The organism is Flagellimonas nanhaiensis, assembly GCF_003382275.1.
GTDB lineage: Bacteria > Bacteroidota > Bacteroidia > Flavobacteriales > Flavobacteriaceae > Flagellimonas > Flagellimonas nanhaiensis.
The window spans coordinates 840,001-859,996 of sequence record NZ_QTJX01000001.1 but is presented as its reverse complement, the minus strand read 5'-3'; the positions used below and the strand labels follow the sequence as shown (position 1 = coordinate 859,996).

Here is a 19,996-nt window from a genome sequence, read left to right as displayed (position 1 = left end):
TTTTTCATGTACGCCATTCTTGACATTGAAAGTACCGGAGGAAAATACAATGAAGAGGGCATTATGGAAATTGCTGTGCATAAGTTTGATGGGCACAAGGTTGTGGACACTTTCATAAGTTTGGTCAATCCTGAGCGTGAAATCCAGCCCTTTGTATCAAAACTTACTGGAATCAACAACAAAATGCTTCGGACTGCCCCAAAGTTCCACGAGGTGGCCAAGCGGATCATAGAAATTACGGAAGACGCAGTACTCGTTGCGCACAATGCCCAGTTTGATTACCGTATTCTTCGTACGGAGTTTAGAAGGTTGGGATATGAATTTCAAAGAAAAACACTTTGCACAGTTGACCTTTCCCAAAAATTACTTCCCGAAGCAGAATCTCATAGTTTGGGAAAACTGGTTCGATCGCTTGGAATTCCTATGAGCGATAGGCACCGAGCCAATGGAGACGCTGTAGCTACCCTTAAGCTTTTTAAACTACTGTTGAACAAGGACACGGACAAAAGCATTCTTAAAGAAGTTGTTCGTGAGGAGGAACACGGGGAACTCTCCCCCACCCAACTTGATATTGTTTCGGCCTTACCTTCAGAAACAGGGGTCTATTATATGCACGACAAAGAAGGGGAAATCATATTTCTGGGCAAGACCAAGGACATAAAAAAAAGAGTAAATCAGCATTTCACCAATGTAGGTTCTTTGGGGAGAAGGTTGCAGAAGGAGACCAAAAAGGTAAGTCTGGACCGAACCGGTAGTGAGCTGGTCGCCATTTTAAAGGAATATGAGGAATTACAAAGGTTGAAACCGCGGCATAATTCCGTCGCCCGGAAAAAATTGTTCTCCCATGCCATCAATTTTTCCCGTAACGGAACGCCCCATATAATTCCCGAGGTTGTGAAAAGTAAATTTCAAAAGGGCCAAAGTTTAGGATTCAATGGTTTTCCATCCGCCCATAATTTCTTGAGAAAAATCAGCGGAGAATTCGAACTATGCCCCAATTCATTGGGTGTAGAACTACCTTGTGATAGAGAAGAAGGTCCATGTACAGAAAACTGTATTGACATCAAGGATTCTGAACGTTACAATCAAAAAATAGCTGATGTCCTTGATAAATATAGCCTTAGAGGAAAGAATGTAGCACTGTTGGACCGTGGAAGAGAAACAGGGGAACAAAGCTTTATCCTAATCAAAGATGGCAGACTTCAGGGATATGGTTATGCGGAGCTCAATCATCAAATTAATAATATTCATATATTAGAAAACTTAATCACCCCTTTAAAGGGTGATGACAACACCACATACATCATTGAATCCTATTTGAGAAAAAAGAGTAGGATCAAAATTTTGGAGTTAACCCCTACCCTTTGAAGAAACATAAGGTACAAACTGGTTGGAAGAAAAAGATTCATGAAATCATTTATGAAGCGGACACTCCCTCGGGCAAAGTGTTCGATATCATGCTTTTTGTGCTCATTGTCATCAGCGTTATTCTGGTAATGCTGGAGAGTATTGAAGAGGTTGATCAGAACTACCATCAAACTTTATTGACCCTGGAATGGGTAGTTACCATTTTCTTTACGTTGGAATATATTGCTCGGCTTGTAAGTATAAAAAAACCGTGGAAGTACGCCCTAAGTTTTTATGGCATCATAGATTTTGTTTCCACCATTCCATTGTACTTATCCTATATTCTAGCTGGGTCCCAGGTTCTTTTGGCCGTCCGTGCATTCCGATTACTGCGAATCTTTAGAATATTGAAGCTGGTCAAGTTTATTGGAGAAGCCTCACAACTGCAGGCAGCCATGAGGGCCAGCAGAACTAAGATTGCGGTTTTCATTTATGTGGTGCTTATCCTGTCCGTGATTTTGGGAACCTTAATGTATCTCATTGAAAGCGATGAGGCTGGCTTTACCAGCATTCCGCGAAGTATTTATTGGACTATTGTTACCCTCACCACTGTAGGCTATGGGGATATAGCTCCGCAGACCGATTTAGGGCAGTTTTTCGCCACTATTATCATGATATTGGGTTACGGTATCATAGCTGTTCCAACTGGGATAGTTACCGTAGAATTTTCAAAACAAAATAGAGAAAAGAATAATCAGCACGACATCGTTCATCTGAACACCCAGGCCTGTACCAATTGCTCTGCGGAAGGACACCGAGACGATGCCTCCCATTGTTACAACTGTGGCCATCCGTTATGAAAACAAAAGTTTTGATTGCGGTCGTTGGCCCTACGGCCATTGGAAAAACATCCTTGGGCATTCTTTTGGCAAATCATTTTGGAGCCGAGATCATTTCCGCTGATTCACGTCAGTTTTTTAAGGAAATGAACATTGGGACTGCCGTTCCCTCCACAGAAGAATTGAATCAAGCCCCACATCATTTTATTCAGCATAAGAGCATATTTGAGCCTTATTCAGTTGGTGACTTTGAGAAAGAAGCCATAGAAAAACTGGATTCCCTTTTTAAACTAAACAACATAGCCATCGTGGTTGGCGGCAGTGGACTTTATGTGGATGCTCTGGTCCATGGTTTGGATGAATTCCCCGAGGTAGACCCATCGCTTCGGGAAAAACTGAACCTACAACTTGAGGTGGAGGGATTGGAAAGTATTCAAAAGGAATTGAAACTACGGGACCCCGATTATTATGAAATTGTGGATACAGATAACCCGCACAGGCTGATTCGGGCTTTGGAAGTTTCCATAACAGCAAATAAGCCTTATTCCTCATTTCTGAATCAGGAAAAGAAAAAAAGAGCTTTTCAACATGGCTATGTGGGCATGCAGGCTCCACGGGAAATCATTTACGAGCGTATCAATACCAGAGTAGATGTAATGATGGAAAACGGGCTTTTGGAAGAAGTGCGGAAATTGTATCCCCATAGGGATTTAAATGCATTACAAACCGTTGGGTACAAAGAACTTTTTGAATATCTTGACGGCCATTGCTCATTGGATTTTGCTGTTTCCGAAATCAAAAAGAATACCAGGCGTTTTGCCAAAAGGCAGCTTACATGGTTACGGAAAAATCCGGAAATCCTTTGGATTGACCATAATGCCAGCCCTGAAGATATGATAAATAGAACCGTAGAATTCGTCAAAACCATACAACATGCCTGACGGTAAAAGAATACTTGTGGTAATGGGAGTAAGTGGTACCGGAAAATCAACCATTGGTACACTACTCGCAGAAAAATTAGACTACCCCTTTTTTGATGGGGACGACTACCACCCAGAGGAAAACATCAAAAAAATGAATTCAGGTATTCCACTTACCGATGACGATCGCAAAGGGTGGCTTTTGAAACTGAACCAGATTGCGTTGGAAAACCGTCACACCGGAGGTGTAATAGCGTGTTCTGCCTTAAAAAATACATATCGGGGGATTTTAAAGGCTGGAGTAGGAAGCTGTATGGAATTTGTTTACTTGGAAGGTTCTTTTGATGAAGTGAAATCACGACTGGAAAGTCGTGAAGGGCATTTTATGCCTATTGAGTTGCTACAATCCCAATTTGATACATTGGAGCCACCTTCCAATGCCACAACAGTTTCTATAATGCTAAGCCCTGAAGAAATTGTGAAGAAGATTGTCAAACAGGTTCATCTTCCAAAATCACATTAAAACAAGCTGAATTAAAGCCATAAAAAAAGCCACCTTTTAGGTGGCTTTTATATATTTAATGGTCATCTACTCATTTTCTGCTTTAACAACCAGCCTGAATCCTTCTCCATGAATATTAAGGATTTCTACCACATCATCTCTTTTAAGGTATTTCCTTAGTTTAGCGATGTACACGTCCATACTTCTGGAAGTGAAATAATTGTCGTCTCTCCAAATCTTGGTCAAGGCCAACTCACGTGGCATCAAATCATTTTCATGAAGGGCCAACAAACGTAAAAGCTCGTTCTCTTTAGGAGAAAGTTTAATGGGCTCCTCATCCTTGTATTTTAGGAAACGTAATTTGGAATTCAGGTGGAAATTGCCAATTTGAAATTCAAATTGCTTGCTGTCCGCCAATGTACTGGAGGCTTTTCTTTGAAGTATTGCTTTAAGCTTCATCAACAGCACTTCAGAATCAAAAGGTTTGTTCAAATAATCATCCGCTCCTGCCTTATATCCTTTCAAAACATCCTCTTTCATAGTCTTTGCTGTAAGGAAGATAATCGGAACATTTTCGTTTTTCTCCCTGATTTCTTTGGCCAAGGTAAACCCATCCTTATATGGCATCATTACGTCCAAGATGCAGACATCATAGTTGTCTTTCTTGAACTTTTCGAAACCTTCCATCCCATTTTTGGCAAGAACCACATCAAAATCGTTCATGGATAGGTAATCCTTAAGGACAATTCCAAAGTTTGGATCGTCCTCTACCAGTAATATTTTCTTCTTTTCTGTTTCCATACGTTCGTACTAAATTAAAGGGAGTTTTATAAAGAAAGTACTGCCTTTGCCTTTTTCGCTCTCTGCATAAACCTCTCCTTGATGATCTTCTATAATTCTTTTTACGTAGGCCAATCCCAATCCATGGCCTTTTACATTATGTATATCTCCGGTATGTTCCCGGTAAAATTTCTCAAACACTTTTTTAAGGACCGCTTTGCTCATTCCGGCTCCTTGATCCTCTATTTTAACGACGATGCTGTTTTTGACCACCTCCGTGTGCACATCTATCTTGGGAGATTCCGGTGAATATTTAACCGCATTGTCCAAAATATTGACCAACACATTGGTCATGTGCATTTCGTTGGCCAGAACTTCCGATCTTTCCGCATCTAAATGCGAATTGACATATCCTCCGCGGTCCGCCACAATCAACTCAATATGGGCAAGAGCATCCCCGATCAATTCATGAACATCAACCCGATCTTTGCTGATATCCAATTGATTTTTTTCAAGTTTAGATATCCGTAACACGTTCTCTACTTGTGCATGCATCCGCTTGTTTTCATCCCGTATCATTCCCAAATAGCGCAGTACCTTGTCCTTGCTTTCTATAATCTGCGGGTTTTGAATGGCTTCCACAGCTAGATTAATGGTTGCGATAGGAGTTTTAAACTCATGCGTCATATTGTTGATGAAATCTGACTTTATCTCGGATATCTGCTTTTGTTTGATAAGCTGATAAATAGCACTTGAATAAGCTATCATGATTACCAAGGTGAAAATCAACGATAAAAACGCCATCCCCATAATAGACCTAAAAAGGAACTTCTTCATTGTTGGAAATGTAAGCAGCAATGAAAAATTGGTGTTCCCTTCGCTATCCTTAAATATGGGCGCTTTGTACATTTTCTCTTCAGAAAACTTAAACCGTTTAGATTTTACTTTTGTTGGATATCCCTGGCTATAGACCCCGTACTCGTAATCAATATCAATTCCGCGGTTTTTTAGCTCCTGACTTAGAAGTAATTCCAGCTCCTGTTTGCTCAACCTTTTGTGAATGGGTCTGCTTTTGGCATACTCCATAAAGACATCTTCCCAAGCAGCTTTGTCAATACTGGACAATCCACCTATTTTCTCTGCCCTTTGGATAGGGGTCAGACTATACCTTTTGCCATCTAGGCCATACTCTTCCTTAAAAACGGCTTTTGTACGTTTACTGGTATAGTTTTTAAACGTGGTGGTATCGTCCTCGTTTTCTATGTTATCAAAGAACGTTGATGTAATATTGTAATCTTCTTCTAGAATCCCGTGGGAGTAAAAGAGAATCTCGTCCGAGTTCAAATCCCTGTCGACAAACAAGAAATTTCTAAACTGTGTAGTTTTTGGTTGTCCAATACTATCAACCAGTGAAGCCAAACGGTCTGAATAATCCTTCATCTCCCTTTTCTCCACCCTACTGGCAACCTTGTCCAGTATATCCGTAACCGTTCTTGAGAATTGTTCTTCTTTGTCGTCTATAGATGTTCTTATCCAATAAACCTGCACGAAAATTATCCCGGTCAGGGATAAGCTCATAAGAATGACCAGAAGAACAAATAACTTCTTGTTCATTGGGGTAAAATTAGAAATTTAACATTTAGCCCTTTTATCGTTTAACCTAACCTTAACAAAAATGTTAAAATCATTGGTTGGCAAGCACCATAAGCCTTGCGTGAAGTTCACTGACCCTTTTTTTGGTCTCTTCCATTTCTATGTTGACAATACAAAAGTTGGCCAGGTCGGCCTTTTTATTGTCATCCATTTGGTTTTTCATTCGATCTAGCACTTGTTGGATGGTTGCATTGTCCCTTTCCACCGTCCGTTGTATCCTTAGTTCTAGAGGTGCGGTAATCAAAATAGTATAGTCGTACTGCTCCTGAGCCCTATTTTCAAAGATCAAAGCAGTTTCCTGAACTACATATGGGGAAGTCTGACTTTCTGCCCACTTCAAAAAATGTGTTTTTACCGCAGGATGCACAATAGCATTGAGCGATTGTAATTTCTCCTTATCATTGAAAACCTTTTCAGCAATATATGCTCTATTAAGAACATCCTCCAGATAAGCCTCATCACCCAATAAATTGACAATGGCCTCTTTTATTTCCAAAGATTCGGACATTAATTGCTTGGCTTCCAGATCAGAGTCATAAACTGGCACCCCCAATTCTCTGAACATCTTGGCCACAGTACTCTTGCCACTGCCAATACCACCTGTCAGCCCTACTATCTTCATAGTTGTTCCAAAACAAAGTTTACCCTGTTCTCCAATAGTTTTACGTCATAAACCCCTTCAGGTTCTTGAACCACTTGCAGGAACAACATGTTGTTTTCCGGTTCTCGGACCATGCGGTAGTCAGCCACAACTTCAAAATCAGTGCTGGACAATCCTTTCAGTTGCTCAATGGTTGCTTTACAAAGCACGGAAACCAAATTTGGAAAAGTCTTGACTTGGTAGCCTTCAGGGAAGTTCACTACTTTGACAGGTACTTCAAAAACCTTTTCCGAAAATTTGACCACCTTTCCCGAAACTGTGACCCTATTTACAGAAAATATTGTGTTGTCCAACCCCTTTGGAAAGGCAAGGGATATCTCTTCGGAAAAATCATCGGAAACATTCTCCAAGGAAATCGCCGAAGTCGTTATTTGCTTAAGTGTATCAATCTCGGAACCCGGCCCCTTCACCGTAATGTGTGTTGGTGAAATTACGAGTTCACCCTCCATGATGTAGTTTGGTTCGTATTGAACGTTCAGGTTTGCACTAACTGGAATCTCCCTTGATGCTACCTGATATAAATCCACCACTAATTGATTCCTATCCAAATCCAACAGCGATATATTCTGGGAAAGTTGTTGATCTATTTGTTTTTTCAGGACATCTTCTGTCAATACATATCTCCCATTTTGTAGAGTTGCCTTGGATACATCAATATTGACCCTCTTTTTCACAAAATTGTAATACAGAAACTGGAATCCACTTGTTCTTAACTTAGCCTCAAATTCATCAATGATATTTTTTCCCAACAGCAACGTATCCGGAACGTTTCTATAGTTTACGGTAAATTTAGTTCGAGACTCGTATGATTCAGATAGGTTACTCAAAAACCAGGCAAATAAAGAGCATGCCAGAAAAAGTAAAAACACTTTTACTTTTCGTTTATTGAGGTCTTGTAATAACTTTTTGAACACTATTGCCTTCGCTTGAAAAACAGTTTAGGAAACAGGCTTTCTGCATCCTTGTTACTAAAATTAAGCAAGATTGTGGACTTTAGAAAGCCCATTCCATATCCGGTAAACTGGGTAAGTGCCGCAAAAATTGACAAAAACGCCACTACAAAGCTTTTGTTTTTGATAAAGGCATCCATAAACAGTATCACAAAATAGATGAGATAGATGGCCAACGGCAGTAGGATACCAAAAAAGGCTATTACTATTGATGCCAAAAGCCCCAGCGTAAAAAAGGATGGAAACCAATAAGTGACTTTAGCAGTTCCAGGATGCCATTTATTCAGTATTGGTCTAACACTTCCAAATTTGTTTACCTGGATATAAAATTTGTTCCAATCTATTCTACGTTTGTGATAGACAAATGCCTTTGGAAAAAGTCTTGAATCAAATCCAGCCTTCCAAATACGGAATGTCAAATCAGGATCCTCTCCCGGATGAATTCTACCAAATCCCCCAGCCTTTTCAAAGGCTTCTTTTGAAATCCCCATATTAAAACTTCTAGGCTGAAACTTTCCAATAGATTTTTCACCCCCACGTATGCCCCCGGTGGTGAAAAAAGAAGTCATTACATAGTTTATGGCTTTCTGAACCGTGGTAAAGGATTTGTCCGCGGCATCAGGCCCACCAAAACAATGAACAAACTCTTTTTGGAGTTCTTTATTGACTTCGGTGAGATATTGTTTTGGCAAAATACAATCTGAGTCAAGGATAATGAAATAGTTTCCCTTGGCCTTTTGCATTCCATAGTTTCGGGAATCTCCTGGGCCCGAATTCTCTTTGAAATAATAAGAAATCTGTAAGCCATCCCGGAACTTCTCCACAATTTCTTCCGAGCTTTCAGTAGAGCCGTCCTCAATAATAACCACCTCAAAAGCTGAGTTAAAATCCTGAACTTTCAGGCTTTCCAAGAGCTCCCGAATTTCATCAGGTCTATTGTAAACAGGTACTATTATAGAAAGAGATGTGTTCATTTTAAATAGAAAAGCCATCCAATAAGGATGGCTCGTTTATACATTTCTTAAAATTAGGGAGCAAATTCATCAATGACTTCTTGACTGACCCCCGTGTTAGAGAACCCACCGTCATGGAAAAGGTTCTGCATGGTTACTTTTTTGGTCAAGTCCGAGAACAAGCTCACCGTGTAATCGGCACAGTCGTCCGCAGTTGCATTGCCCAAAGGAGACATCTTTTCGGCATAATTGATAAACCCATCAAATCCTTTAACACCCTGACCTGCTGTGGTTGGAGTTGGGGATTGAGAAATAGTATTTACCCTTACTTTTCTTTCCTTGCCAAAGAAATATCCAAAACTTCTGGCCACAGATTCCAAATAAGCCTTGTTATCTGCCATGTCATTGTAATCTGGGAAAGTACGTTGGGCCGCCATATAAGTAAGCGCTACAATGCTTCCCCATTCATTCATAGCCTCTGCCTTGTATAGTGTTTGCATTACCTTATGAAAAGAGAGTGCGGAAACGTCCCATCCTTTTGCAGTGAAATCATAATTCTCATCCGTGTAGGCCCTACCCTTTCTTACATTGACGGACATTCCTATGGAATGAAGGACAAAATCCAGTTTTCCGCCCAATATTTCCATGGCCTGATTAACCAAATTCTCTAAATCCTCTTCTTTGGTAGCATCGGCAGGAATTATCTCTGAATTGGTCTTGGCTGCCAAATCTTTTATTTGACCCATTCTCATAGCAATAGGTGCATTCGTCAACACAAACGTGCCTCCTTCTTCATGTACACGTTCAGCTGTTTTCCATGCGATGGAATTCTCATCCAGAGCTCCAAAAATGATTCCTTTCTTTCCTTTTAAAAGATTATATGCCATAGTTTTTATTCTATTGTTGATTGTGCGACAAAGATATTTATTCTATTTAAAGTTTTTAGTATTTGTGGACTCTATGATTTTTACCTACTAACTATTGAAGTAATTGACGTGCATGGGCCATTGCCGATTCAGACAAGGTCTTCCCTCCCAACATTTCTGCCAATTCCTGTACCCGCTCATTTTCATTTAATTTTCTCATCAGAGTGCTGGTCCCAAGTTCACTCTCTTCCTTGTAAACCTTAAATTGATGCTGACCTTTTGAGGCCACTTGAGGCAAATGGGTAATGGAAAATACCTGCATGGTGTTGCTCATTTGCTGCATAATCTCGCCCATTCGATTGGAAATCTCACCCGAAACCCCTGTATCAATCTCGTCAAACATCATGGTGGGCAGTTGTTCGTAAGAAGCTAAAATTGACTTGATGGTCAGCATTATTCTGGACAGTTCACCTCCAGAAGCTACTTTCTTAAGCTCTCCAAAATCCGACCCCTTGTTCGCAGAGAATAAAAAAATCAGGTCATCCTTTCCATTGGATTTAAAAGTTTCCGAGGGATTAACCTCGATTTTAAAACTTGCCGAAGGCATCCCCAATGCATACAAATTCTCCTGCAGCATACTCTTTAGTTTGGGAATGACCGCATTTCTTGCACTCCGAATTTTTCCTGCCCATTTCTCAAGTTTTTCCACAAGTAGTGAAACCTCCTCGTTCTTTTGCTCAATTTTGGCTTCAATATTGGCTACGGTCTCAACTTTTTTGGATAGATCGTCCTTTATCTTGATAAGTTCCTCAACCGTGGCGACATGGTGCTTCTTTTGCAAGTCATATAGCTGCTGTAGTTGCCCGTTTATGGTCTCCAGCCTCCTTGGGTCAGCCTCCACTCCATCCTTTAAGCGTTCAAGCTCGGAGGCTATGTCATCAATTTCAATGAAAACAGATTCTATTCTATTGTTCAACGCTTCATAAGAAGGTCCAAAGTCGGTTAAACTCTGCAAATTACGTCTCAGGTCGGCCAGTCGTGCCAAAATACCCAATTGGTCTTCATTCAACAATTGGTAGCCTGTGCCCAACTGCCCCATTATCTCCTCTACATTGTTCAGTTGCTCGTATTCGGTTTCCAATTCTTCTTGCACACCTTCTTTTAAAGGAGTTGCTTCCAGCTCTTGGAGCAAAAAGGTATTGTAATCGTGTTCGCGATCGGCATTAGCTTGAAAATCCAAAAGTTCCTGCAATTCTGTTTGAGCTATTTTGTTCTCATTTAACAAGGACTTGTAGCTCGTCAAGTTTTTGGCATTGTCCGCCAAGGCATCCACAACCTTTAGCTGAAAATCGTTTTCCGTGAGCTGAAGGGTCTGATGTTGGGAATGCACATCCACCAATTGATCTCCCAGTTTTTTAAGCACATCCAACGTCACTGGGGTATCATTGACAAATGCCCTTGATTTTCCACTGGGAAGGATTTCTCTACGAAGAATGGTAGCCGACTCATAGTCAAGGTCGTTTTCTTCAAAAAATTTGCTTAGATCGTATTTTGAAATCTCAAATTCAGACTCAATAATGCATTTTTGAGTCTTGTCTTTTAAAGAGGTAAGGTCTGCACGCTTTCCGAGGACCATGGAAAGTCCTCCTAGCAAAATTGATTTTCCGGCACCGGTCTCCCCAGTAATGGTCGTAAAACCATCCGAGAAGCGTACGTTCACGTCATCAATCAATGCGTAGTTCTTAATGGAAAGATTTGTTAGCAATGCCGAAGATTTTCTCCGTAAAGATAAATCTCTTTGGAGAATTTGGCTAGTAATTTATCTCGTTCCAGGTATTGGAATAAAATGGGGCCACTTTGTTCAGGGTTTCCTTGAGCCTAACAATGTCAATTTTAGGTCCGTCAGAGAAAATGTTTTGGATTTCCTCGGCCTTGGCATCAAAAAAAGTCTGAATTAAAAATGCATTGGGCCTACGGTTGATCAAGGTCTCAAACAGTCTCATGCTTCCGGCTATTATCTGCTTTCCGGTACTGTTGTTATCACCAAGTACATCCAATCCTTTCCTATGGTAATTGTACATGGCTATCCGATATTCCCTAAAAGAGTTACTGAGCAGATTATCTACAAGTTCAAATCTGGTACGCTCTCCGGTCTGCTGACTCCAACCGGTAAAATTGGAACTTTGAGCCTGCGTAACAATATTTTGTGCCTTTCTGAACAGGTCATCTCCCCCTTCAAGCGAAAATGTATCTGCATCCAACCCTAGAATAATATAAACGTAGTACGAAATAACGCCGACCAAGTTGGAATCAAAAACATTTTCGTTGTATACCAAAGGTTGAAATTCTTGATATTGGAAGTTGAACGCATTGTCCTTATAATTGAACACCGGACTTTCGTAGGAAGTATTGAAAACCGGTCTGGAAGATTGAATTTGGATATTAGCCTCGAATCTATCCGATTCATACTGGGTTACGGTAATGAACATCCTGGCATTAACACGTTCATTTTCTCGGTACACCCTGTTTGTCCATTTGTTTTTATTGACAAAATCGTTCAGAGACCGCTCCAAAGTTTTAAATATCTGCTGGTTGGTCTGGCTTACCTGATCGGAATTGACAGTGACCAGGCAATTAAGCTCTTGTGCCAAAATAGTGATGGGCAGAGCACATAAAAAAAGGAGCAATATGAGTTTACGCATGAATCCTGGAGATAATTTCTTCCCAAATATCCGAAGCCACTTCGGACTTCGTCTTCAATGCAAACGTTTTTATGTCCAAATTCTTATCAATGAAAGTGATTTTATTGGTCCCCTTGCCAAATCCCGCACCTTCATCCTTTAAGGAATTTAGAACTATGGCATCCAAATTTTTGCGTTTGAGCTTCCCAGTGGCATTTTCAATTTCATTTTGGGTCTCCAGGGCAAATCCAACTAGAAATTGTTTTGTCTTTTTTTCGCCCAAGGATTTTAATATGTCAGGGTTTCGCTCTAGTTCAAGATTCAGGTCACCTTCTTTTTTCTTGATTTTTTCTGAGGATGCGTGTTTAGGTCGGTAATCGGCCACCGCAGCTGCACTTATGGCCACATCCACATCCGAATAATTCTCGTGGCAAGCTTCATACATTTCTTGCGCTGAGACAATTCTTTTCAGCTCTATATTTCCATGTTCCGTTGTCAAGTTGGTTGGACCAGCTATGAGAATCACTTGGGCTCCCAGGTCAGCGGCCTTTTCCGCAAGTTCAAAACCCATGGTTCCGGAAGAACGGTTTCCAAGAAAACGAACGGGGTCAATTGCTTCATGGGTAGGTCCAGCGGTAATAAGAACCTTTTTCCCTTTTAAGGGAAGTTGGTCCGACAGGTCTTCTTTGATAATGTTTACAATGGTCTCTGGTTCTGCCATACGTCCTTCTCCATGAAGGCCACTTGCCAACTCACCTGATTCTGGGGGAATCATAATGTTGCCAAAGGACTCCAGTTTTGCAATGGAACTCTTGGTGGTAGGATGTTGGTACATATCCAAATCCATGGCTGGAGCAAAGTAAACCGGACATTTGGCAGAAAGGTATACCGCCATCAACAGGTTGTCGCAAATACCATTTCCCATTTTGGAAAGTGTATTGGCGGTAGCGGGAGCAATAATCATGATGTCTGCCCATAACCCAAGTTCTACGTGATTGTTCCACGACAGACTCCCATCTTCTTCATTGATAAAATCCAACAAAGCTGGATTCTTGGACAGCGCGGAAAGTGTAAGTGGAGAAACAAAAGAGCTGGCACTTTGGGTCATAACAACTTTGACCTCCGCACCAGCTTTTATCAAAAGCCTGACCAAAAAAGTGGTCTTGTAAGCGGCAATTCCCCCGGTAATGCCCAAAAGAATATTTTTACCGCTCAACATATTTAGGCGTCTTTCTCGGTATTCCTATAGTAGATTTTGTCCTCTAGCCACTCCAATACTGCCAAAGCATGTGGCTTGGGCAATTTTTCATAAAACTTGGATACTTCAATCTGCTCCTTGTTCTCAAAAACTTCCTCCAAGCTATCGCTATAAGTTGCAAATTCTTCCAACTTCTCCAACAACTCCTTCTTTATTTCGGAATTGATCTGTATGGCGCGCTTTGAAGCAATTGAAATCGCCTCATAGATGTTATCTGTTTTTTCATCAAACTCGTTTCTGTTGTGGGTAACTGTAGAAACTGGCGCTTTGGTGTTTTTCAAATCTTGCATATGCTTATTGTCTACTTTAAAACTTTTATTTGGAATCTGAGGTGGTGTTGTAGTCACTCAATTCCTTTTGAATTTTTTCGGATAGGTTATCCGCTTTCTTCTTAAACTTTGTATCGGGAAAATAACGGTACAAATTATTGTACGAGCTCAATGCTTCCTCCAGACGTTCCTTTCTTCTTTTCTCCGTACTGTTCAGCGCCAAGTTGGTAGCTGCCTCAATGCGGTAATATAGAGCTTCTTCCCTATAAACAGAACCAGGATTGTCCGAAATGAAATTGTCGAGGGCCTTAATGGCAGAAATCAAAATCGGATAGTTGAACTCACCCAACTTGTTGAACTGCTTGGCAATCTCTATTTGCTTCTTTTCTTTTTTCGTGGTCAATTCCCTTGCCATGGAATTGGCTTCTTCAAAATATTCTGATTCTGGATACGTATTGATGAAGGTCTGCAGTTTTGCCAATGCCTTGTCCGTATCTGTTTGATCTAGAGAATATGCAGGTGAAAGCTCATAATAACTCTTTGCACCTAGGAAGCTTGCCTCCTGAATCTTATCACTTTTGGGATAAGATTTCATGAAACGTTCAAATTGATATCCTGAAAGGTAATAGTCTCCAGTTTGGAAATAACTATTGGCAAAGAAAAACATGACCCGTTCTCCTTGAGGTCGACCAACATATTTTGGAGCGATCTGCTCAAACAATCGCTTTGCTCTTTTGTAATCACCTTCATCATAGTATTTTTCGGCCAAATCGTATTTAGCTTTGACATCTTCATTCTTGAGTACTTTTTGATACTCACTACAGGATGAAAGAATAACAACCGAGAAGGATAACAGGAGAATCTGCCTCATTTTCAAAAACATTTTGCAAAATTAGTGATAATGAACGGATTTAAAAAATAGATTTATCCCCCCAAAAGTAATGGTATTATTGACCCCAATCCAAGCTTTTGGCCTAGATTTAACGTATTTAGGCGTGGGCTTTTTCCAAAGATTCCAGAAAGGTTCCAATCTTGTTCTTCAATTTTGGGGAAGCTTCTACCAAAGGTAGTCTTACTTTGGCGCTGGCAAGGCCGATGTTCTCAAAAATACTTTTGATTCCAGCTGGATTGCCCTCCTCAAAAATGAGTTGCATCAATGGCAATAATTCATCATGTATCTTCTGTGCTTGATCTTCCTCATTCTTAAGGCCTAGAGAAATCATTTTGGAAAATGCTTCAGGAAGTCCTTGTCCCAAAACTGATATTACTCCAGCACCACCAGCCATTACTGTGGGCAGCGCTGTGAAATCGTCTCCTGAAATTATCAGAAAATCCCCTGGTGCAGAATTGATGATTTCGGCAATTTGATTGATATCTCCCGAAGCTTCTTTGATCGCAACAATGTTTTTAGAATCATTTGCCAACCTTAAAGTGGTCTCTGGAAGCACATTGCTCCCGGTCCGCGATGGTACGTTGTACAAAATAATGGGTTTCGGCGCCACCTCAGCAATTGTCATAAAATGTTGATAGATGCCCTCTTGGGTGGGTTTATTGTAGTAAGGTGAAACGGACAATATAGCTTCGAACTCGGACAGGTCCAACGATTTGAGTTCTTCGATTATGGCGGCAGTGTTATTTCCTCCAACACCAAGGACTAAAGGCAATCTCCCTTTGTTGGTAGCGATTACCGTCTCCATGACCTGCTGCTTCTCTGTTTTGGTAAGCGTAACCGATTCGGCTGTAGTTCCCAGAACTACCAAATAATCCACTCCCCCACTAATGCAGTATTCCGCAACTCGCTCCAGTGCGCCTACATCAACAGAATTATCTTGTCCAAAGGGAGTAACAAGGGCTACTCCAGTACCCATTAAATTCTTCATTACAGCTCGTTTAACACTTTTAAATACTTCTTAAGTTCACTTTTGAACAAAGCAAAATCGTTTAACGGAGTGTTCAGAATCAAATCGTTGATTTTTGGGTCCAATGCACCCAAACCAACTTTTATTCTTGCTTGCGTCTTAACGGACAGCAACTTCATCATTAAATTGTCCTGGTCATAATAATTGATCAACATATCGTATTCCCTACCCAAAAACTCCAACACATAACCATTCTCTATCTCCCCTTTCCATCCAAGGTCCTTATCGGAATAAATCTGAATGGCATATGGAGAGTTTTTATCATACTCCCTTTTATAGCCAATGATTTTTATGGCATTGGGCCTTAAGGAATACTCATCAATTAGGTCATAAAACACCTCTGCATTCTGAAAACTGTCTACATCAACTATACAACCAATACTACTGACTCCTTTCTCCCTGGTCACTTCTGTAGGAGGTTTTTGCATTTCCTCCTGTAAAAATTTTTGACCCGATTTAACTTTAAATTTATCTTGGAGCCCCTTGAAAAACATATTTTTTTGTGCATTTTTACAAAGGTAATTATTCTACCAAGATTACTTATACAAAGATAACCGAGTGAATGATTTAAAAATTAAACAAATTGTTATTTTTATAACTTTTTGTTTTTTGCTTTCCTGCAAACAAGAGAAGGGAGAACTCTCCAAAATACAAGGTCAACAAATTCAGATAGATTCTGTTCTTAAATCGGTGGATTCGATTGAGTCGTATGTTGCCCCTTACCGGAACAGAATCAACCAAGTTCTCGATAGCACTTTGGCATACGCCCCAAAATCGCTCTTATTGGATGATGGCATCCGAAATATGTCTATGGGGAACCTAATGGCCGACATCGTTCTTTGGGAAACAACTCCCCTTTTCAATAAACGAACAGGTAAGGAATTGGATTTTGTTGTACTTAATAGAGGAGGCATCCGTTCAATTATTTCCGCAGGAAACGTCAATGCCAGAACTGCTTACGAAGTAATGCCCTTTGAAAATTACATCTCAGTGGTTGAACTTAGCGGTACTGCGGTAAGGGAGCTCATTAATTTTGTTTGCTCTGCAAGCCGGGTACACCCCATTGCTGGAATGCAAATTGTTCTGGATAAAAAAGGGGGATTGGAATCGGTAAACATACAGGGGAAGCCTTTTGATGAAAACCGCACCTATTTTGTGGCCACATCGGACTATTTGGTACAGGGCGGTCCCAGCATTGGTTTTTTTAACGAGATTATTTCCACAACGGATACGGGTTACCTTTTACGAAATGCCATTATTGACCATTTTAGAAAAGTGGATACCCTGACCGCCAAAGTGGATGATAGATTTATACAATTACAATAGATGAGGAGAAGGGATTTTTTGACGAACACAGTGGCCGCTTCCACTTTAGTGGGGCTTGGTGGGCTTGGACTAAGCTCGTGCTCCAACCTTGGAGGAAAACATATTACAATACTACATACAAACGATGTGCACAGCCATATTGACCCTTTTCCGAGCTCGCACTCGCGCTATGCCAATCTGGGTGGGGTGGCCCGTAGGGCCAGTTTGGTGGAAAACATCCGTAATGAGAATCCGAATACGTTGCTGTTTGATGCCGGGGACATTTTTCAGGGCACGCCCTATTTTAATTTTTATGGTGGGGAACTGGAGTTTAAACTGATGAGCAAACTCAAGTACGATGCCTCTACCATCGGCAACCACGATTTTGACAATGGGGTGGATGGCCTCTTGGCCCAAGTCCCGCATGCCACTTTTGAACTGCTCTCCGCCAACTACGATTTTTCCAATACCGTGATGGATGGTTTTGTAAAGCCATTCAAAATCTATTCTGTTGATGGAATCAAAATTGGAGTGTACGGCCTTGGAATCGCCCTGGACGGATTGGTGACCAAACGCTTGTACAAGGAAACCGTATATCTGGACCCCATGGAAATTGCCCTGGATATGGAGCGCAAACTTAAGGAAGAGGAGCAATGCGATCTTATCGTGTGCCTCTCCCACCTGGGTTATGATTATGAGAACCCCGAAAGACCGTGCGACACCCGATTGGCGCAAAACACCTATCACACCAACTTGATCATTGGGGGCCATACCCATACCTTTTTGGACAAACCCGATGTGCGTATCAATAAAAATGGGGATTCCGTATTGGTGAACCAAGTGGGGGCCTATGGCATTAATTTAGGACGAATCGATTTTTATTTTGATGCCAAAAAGAACGCCTCTGCCCAAGGAGTGAGCATTACGGTTTAGGTGACAATGATCAATTGACAATTAACAGTGGACAATTGACAATGATCAATTATCCATGGACAATGTACGTGTCATTTCGAGCATAGCGAGAAATCTTTACTATAGACAATATGTCATTTCCCTACCATGGGATTCCGAAACAAGTTCGGAATGACATTCAGCCTGGTTTCTACTATAAAAAAACACCGGAAAGCCATGGCCAACCGGTGTAGAATACGTTTGCAATGGGTTCTTTTTCCCATTAACGTGTTTTTTTAAACTATCAAAGTTCTGGACAGAGTTCATCGCCTATGATGTTCCATCCTTTGACATCTATTAAAGACGTTCTTGCAGACATTCCTTCTAGGTTACAATATACTAGACCTAATGCCCCAAACTCAATACCATTTGGAACCATATTCTGACTTTCCCAACCAATTAGAGTAATATCATAATTTAAAGATGAAAGCCCTGTATTGTCCAACATATGTTGCATAGTGGTCACAGAGCTGATATCCCAACTTCCTAGATTTTGATCAAAGTCTGTGGCCTCTCGGAACATATAGGACATGTCCGTTACATTGCCCACATTCCAATTGCTCAAATCCCTGTTGAACGAAGGTGCGTAATTGAACATTCCTTTGACATCAGTTACATTATCAACATCCCAACCACTGATATCAGCATTAAAGGAGGCTGCCCCCTGGAACATTCCCTTCATATTATTAACATTGATCACATTCCAGTTGCTGATATCCCCATTAAATGCAGATGCTTGATTGAACATGAATCCCATATCTGTGACTTCTCCCACATTCCATGAATTAAGATCTTGGTTAAAGGATTCAGCATATTCGAACATGGAGCTCATATTGGTTACCTTATCAACATCCCAACCTCCAATATCTTGGTTAAAGGATTCTGCATCATAAAACATAAAAGACATGTCCACAACCTTAGTTACGTCCCAAGTACCAATATCTCCGTTAAAAGCCGTAGCTCCAAAGAACATGCCGGACATATTCGTTACTTGGGACAGATCAGGAACATCTGTGGCATTATACACCATATTCGAACAACCGCTGAATGCTTTGTACATTGTCGCCCATTGTATCGCTCCCCATTGTTCTATGCTCATTAACTTGGTGGCTGAGGGATTCTGGTACATGTTGATTACCGGAAACTCCCCTTTAATGGCCACGGTGTACGTGCCCGCATTGTCGTAGGTATGCTCTGAGGCATTGTTCCCAACAGTGCCATCTCCCCAATCAATAGTATAGTCATACGTATAACCTTGATGCAGACCAATGGTTATATCCTCCCCATCGGTATCGGTCTTAAACGTGACGATGAACGCATCTGGATCCTCCGCCAAGAATTCAATGACATTCTCCACAAATATGGTCACCTGTGCCTCAACAGCGTCCATGCCATCGCTCACGCTTATCTCTATTGTGTACTGTTCCTCAGTTTCATAATCAAGGATTGCCCCTTCCTGTAAACTTATTTCTCCATTGGGCGTAATCTCAAAAAGGTCACTGTCGGTCACCATGGCAAAGGTGAGTTCATCGTTTTCTGGGTCAGAGGCCTGTACCGTTCCGATAATGTGGTCGGCAGGGATATTCTCCTCGGCCGAAAATTCCTGGTCCTCCATTGCAGGGGCTTGGTTCACCGGGTCCACCTCGGTCACCTTGATGGTGATCGTGGCAGTGGCCGTATCGGTGCCGTCGCTCACCTGTACCACTATGGTATAGGTGCCGGCATCCAAGCTCTTTCCTGGGGCCACGGTCAACTGTCCGCTCTGCGCATTGATCGCAAAGCGATCGTTATCGTTGGTCTTTATCGTATAGGCTAGGTCGTCGCCGTCCTCATCACTGGCCGTGACCGTGCCGATGCTGTTGGAATTTTCGGATACAGTAAAGGTCTTCGGTGTAACGGTAGGGGCCTGGTTGGCCGGTTTGGAATCGTCATCCTTGCTACAGGACACTATGGCCAAGGCGAAAATGACCATATAGAGCAATTTTTTTGCTTTCATTTTTTTGGGTTTTATCATTGATACCCTGCAAGTTGTCCCTATTTAAATGGACTTGCCGGGGTGATCTGACCAATACCGCTTTTGGATTGATGAGGACAGGTTGGGGGTTGATTTAAAGAAAAGACGCTGGGCATCAATAAAAAAAC

General features: G+C 41.3%; 20 protein-coding genes. 6 read left to right on the top strand and 14 right to left on the bottom strand.

Translation table 11 applies throughout. The features are described from left to right. Positions 1-6 precede the first annotated feature (6 nt). From DX873_RS03980 to DX873_RS03965, 4 genes are read left to right on the top strand one after another with little or no spacing between them, the layout of a single operon-like run. Positions 7-1,368, top strand: a complete 1,362-nt coding sequence (locus DX873_RS03980; protein WP_116183215.1) for an exonuclease domain-containing protein — start codon at positions 7-9, stop codon at positions 1,366-1,368. Continuing rightward, positions 1,365-2,207, top strand: a complete 843-nt coding sequence (locus DX873_RS03975) for an ion transporter (RefSeq protein WP_116183214.1) — start codon at positions 1,365-1,367, stop codon at positions 2,205-2,207. The genes DX873_RS03980 and DX873_RS03975 overlap by 4 nt, the downstream gene beginning before the upstream one ends. Next, positions 2,204-3,127 (top strand): tRNA (adenosine(37)-N6)-dimethylallyltransferase MiaA, encoded by a 924-nt coding sequence (miaA, locus tag DX873_RS03970; protein ID WP_116183213.1) that lies wholly within the window; start codon positions 2,204-2,206, stop codon positions 3,125-3,127. Before DX873_RS03975 ends, miaA begins: the two co-directional genes overlap by 4 nt. Further along, complete coding sequence (locus DX873_RS03965) at positions 3,120-3,629, top strand: gluconokinase (RefSeq protein WP_116183212.1); 510 nt, start codon at positions 3,120-3,122, stop codon at positions 3,627-3,629. The genes miaA and DX873_RS03965 overlap by 8 nt, the downstream gene beginning before the upstream one ends. Positions 3,630-3,695: 66 nt before the next feature. On the opposite strand, the gene DX873_RS03960 is transcribed toward DX873_RS03965, so the two are convergent. The 13 genes from DX873_RS03960 to DX873_RS03900 all read right to left on the bottom strand — a co-directional run bounded on the left by DX873_RS03960 (position 3,696) and on the right by DX873_RS03900 (position 16,092). After that, on the bottom strand, positions 3,696-4,409 hold the full coding sequence (locus DX873_RS03960) for a response regulator transcription factor (protein WP_116183211.1): 714 nt from the start codon (positions 4,407-4,409) through the stop codon (positions 3,696-3,698). Between the two features lie 9 nt (positions 4,410-4,418). Then, a complete protein-coding gene (locus DX873_RS03955; RefSeq protein ID WP_116183210.1) occupies positions 4,419-6,002 on the bottom strand; it encodes a sensor histidine kinase in 1,584 nt (527 codons plus the stop codon). Between the two features lie 70 nt (positions 6,003-6,072). Continuing rightward, positions 6,073-6,663 carry a dephospho-CoA kinase gene (gene coaE / locus DX873_RS03950; RefSeq protein ID WP_116183209.1) on the bottom strand — a complete coding sequence of 197 codons (591 nt, stop codon included), beginning with the start codon at positions 6,661-6,663 and terminating at the stop codon, positions 6,073-6,075. After that, a complete protein-coding gene (locus DX873_RS03945) occupies positions 6,660-7,529 on the bottom strand; it encodes a CdaR family protein (protein ID WP_147296600.1) in 870 nt (289 codons plus the stop codon). The genes coaE and DX873_RS03945 overlap by 4 nt, the downstream gene beginning before the upstream one ends. A gap of 86 nt (positions 7,530-7,615) precedes the next feature. Next, positions 7,616-8,626: a glycosyltransferase family 2 protein gene (locus DX873_RS03940; protein WP_116183804.1), complete on the bottom strand. Its 1,011-nt coding sequence runs from the start codon at positions 8,624-8,626 to the stop codon at positions 7,616-7,618. Between the two features lie 53 nt (positions 8,627-8,679). Next, a complete protein-coding gene (locus tag DX873_RS03935) occupies positions 8,680-9,492 on the bottom strand; it encodes an enoyl-ACP reductase FabI (RefSeq protein WP_116183207.1) in 813 nt (270 codons plus the stop codon). A gap of 91 nt (positions 9,493-9,583) precedes the next feature. Continuing rightward, complete coding sequence (gene recN / locus DX873_RS03930) at positions 9,584-11,236, bottom strand: DNA repair protein RecN (RefSeq protein ID WP_116183206.1); 1,653 nt, start codon at positions 11,234-11,236, stop codon at positions 9,584-9,586. A gap of 46 nt (positions 11,237-11,282) precedes the next feature. Then, positions 11,283-12,173, bottom strand: coding sequence for a type IX secretion system protein PorD (porD, locus tag DX873_RS03925; protein WP_116183205.1), 891 nt, complete (start codon positions 12,171-12,173; stop codon positions 11,283-11,285). After that, positions 12,166-13,371: a bifunctional phosphopantothenoylcysteine decarboxylase/phosphopantothenate--cysteine ligase CoaBC gene (gene coaBC / locus DX873_RS03920; protein ID WP_116183204.1), complete on the bottom strand. Its 1,206-nt coding sequence runs from the start codon at positions 13,369-13,371 to the stop codon at positions 12,166-12,168. Before coaBC ends, porD begins: the two co-directional genes overlap by 8 nt. Before the next feature lie 2 nt (positions 13,372-13,373). Next, positions 13,374-13,700, bottom strand: a complete 327-nt coding sequence (locus tag DX873_RS03915) for a DNA-directed RNA polymerase subunit omega (protein WP_116183203.1) — start codon at positions 13,698-13,700, stop codon at positions 13,374-13,376. A 25-nt stretch (positions 13,701-13,725) separates the two neighbouring features. Then, complete coding sequence (locus DX873_RS03910; protein ID WP_116183202.1) at positions 13,726-14,562, bottom strand: outer membrane protein assembly factor BamD; 837 nt, start codon at positions 14,560-14,562, stop codon at positions 13,726-13,728. 106 nt (positions 14,563-14,668) lie between these two features. After that, positions 14,669-15,559, bottom strand: a complete 891-nt coding sequence (dapA, locus tag DX873_RS03905) for a 4-hydroxy-tetrahydrodipicolinate synthase (RefSeq protein ID WP_116183201.1) — start codon at positions 15,557-15,559, stop codon at positions 14,669-14,671. Next, a complete protein-coding gene (locus DX873_RS03900) occupies positions 15,559-16,092 on the bottom strand; it encodes a DUF6913 domain-containing protein (protein WP_116183200.1) in 534 nt (177 codons plus the stop codon). The genes dapA and DX873_RS03900 overlap by 1 nt, the downstream gene beginning before the upstream one ends. A gap of 115 nt (positions 16,093-16,207) precedes the next feature. Between DX873_RS03900 and DX873_RS03895 the strand changes: the two genes are divergently transcribed. Both DX873_RS03895 and DX873_RS03890 read left to right on the top strand, forming a co-directional pair. Next, on the top strand, positions 16,208-16,924 hold the full coding sequence (locus tag DX873_RS03895) for a 5'-nucleotidase C-terminal domain-containing protein (RefSeq protein ID WP_116183803.1): 717 nt from the start codon (positions 16,208-16,210) through the stop codon (positions 16,922-16,924). Next, complete coding sequence (locus tag DX873_RS03890; protein ID WP_116183199.1) at positions 16,925-17,836, top strand: metallophosphatase; 912 nt, start codon at positions 16,925-16,927, stop codon at positions 17,834-17,836. A 262-nt stretch (positions 17,837-18,098) separates the two neighbouring features. Here DX873_RS03890 and DX873_RS03885 read toward each other — a convergent pair whose 3' ends face one another. Beyond that, a complete protein-coding gene (locus tag DX873_RS03885) occupies positions 18,099-19,850 on the bottom strand; it encodes a BspA family leucine-rich repeat surface protein (protein ID WP_181899429.1) in 1,752 nt (583 codons plus the stop codon). Positions 19,851-19,996: the final 146 nt, after the last annotated feature.

Bases quoted from the DNA above. Each gene is read 5' to 3' on its own strand.
- DX873_RS03980 (WP_116183215.1), top strand. From the start codon at position 7: ATGTACGCCATTCTTGACATTGAAAGTACCGGAGGAAAATACAATGAA.
- miaA (WP_116183213.1), top strand. From the start codon at position 2,204: ATGAAAACAAAAGTTTTGATTGCGGTCGTTGGCCCTACGGCCATTGGA.
- DX873_RS03965 (WP_116183212.1), top strand. From the start codon at position 3,120: ATGCCTGACGGTAAAAGAATACTTGTGGTAATGGGAGTAAGTGGTACC.
- DX873_RS03960 (WP_116183211.1), bottom strand. From the start codon at position 4,409: ATGGAAACAGAAAAGAAGAAAATATTACTGGTAGAGGACGATCCAAAC.
- DX873_RS03955 (WP_116183210.1), bottom strand. From the start codon at position 6,002: ATGAACAAGAAGTTATTTGTTCTTCTGGTCATTCTTATGAGCTTATCC.
- coaE (WP_116183209.1), bottom strand. From the start codon at position 6,663: ATGAAGATAGTAGGGCTGACAGGTGGTATTGGCAGTGGCAAGAGTACT.
- DX873_RS03940 (WP_116183804.1), bottom strand. From the start codon at position 8,626: ATGAACACATCTCTTTCTATAATAGTACCTGTTTACAATAGACCTGAT.
- DX873_RS03935 (WP_116183207.1), bottom strand. From the start codon at position 9,492: ATGGCATATAATCTTTTAAAAGGAAAGAAAGGAATCATTTTTGGAGCT.
- porD (WP_116183205.1), bottom strand. From the start codon at position 12,173: ATGCGTAAACTCATATTGCTCCTTTTTTTATGTGCTCTGCCCATCACT.
- coaBC (WP_116183204.1), bottom strand. From the start codon at position 13,371: ATGTTGAGCGGTAAAAATATTCTTTTGGGCATTACCGGGGGAATTGCC.
- DX873_RS03915 (WP_116183203.1), bottom strand. From the start codon at position 13,700: ATGCAAGATTTGAAAAACACCAAAGCGCCAGTTTCTACAGTTACCCAC.
- DX873_RS03910 (WP_116183202.1), bottom strand. From the start codon at position 14,562: ATGTTTTTGAAAATGAGGCAGATTCTCCTGTTATCCTTCTCGGTTGTT.
- dapA (WP_116183201.1), bottom strand. From the start codon at position 15,559: ATGAAGAATTTAATGGGTACTGGAGTAGCCCTTGTTACTCCCTTTGGA.
- DX873_RS03900 (WP_116183200.1), bottom strand. From the start codon at position 16,092: ATGTTTTTCAAGGGGCTCCAAGATAAATTTAAAGTTAAATCGGGTCAA.
- DX873_RS03890 (WP_116183199.1), top strand. From the start codon at position 16,925: ATGAGGAGAAGGGATTTTTTGACGAACACAGTGGCCGCTTCCACTTTA.
- DX873_RS03885 (WP_181899429.1), bottom strand. From the start codon at position 19,850: ATGAAAGCAAAAAAATTGCTCTATATGGTCATTTTCGCCTTGGCCATA.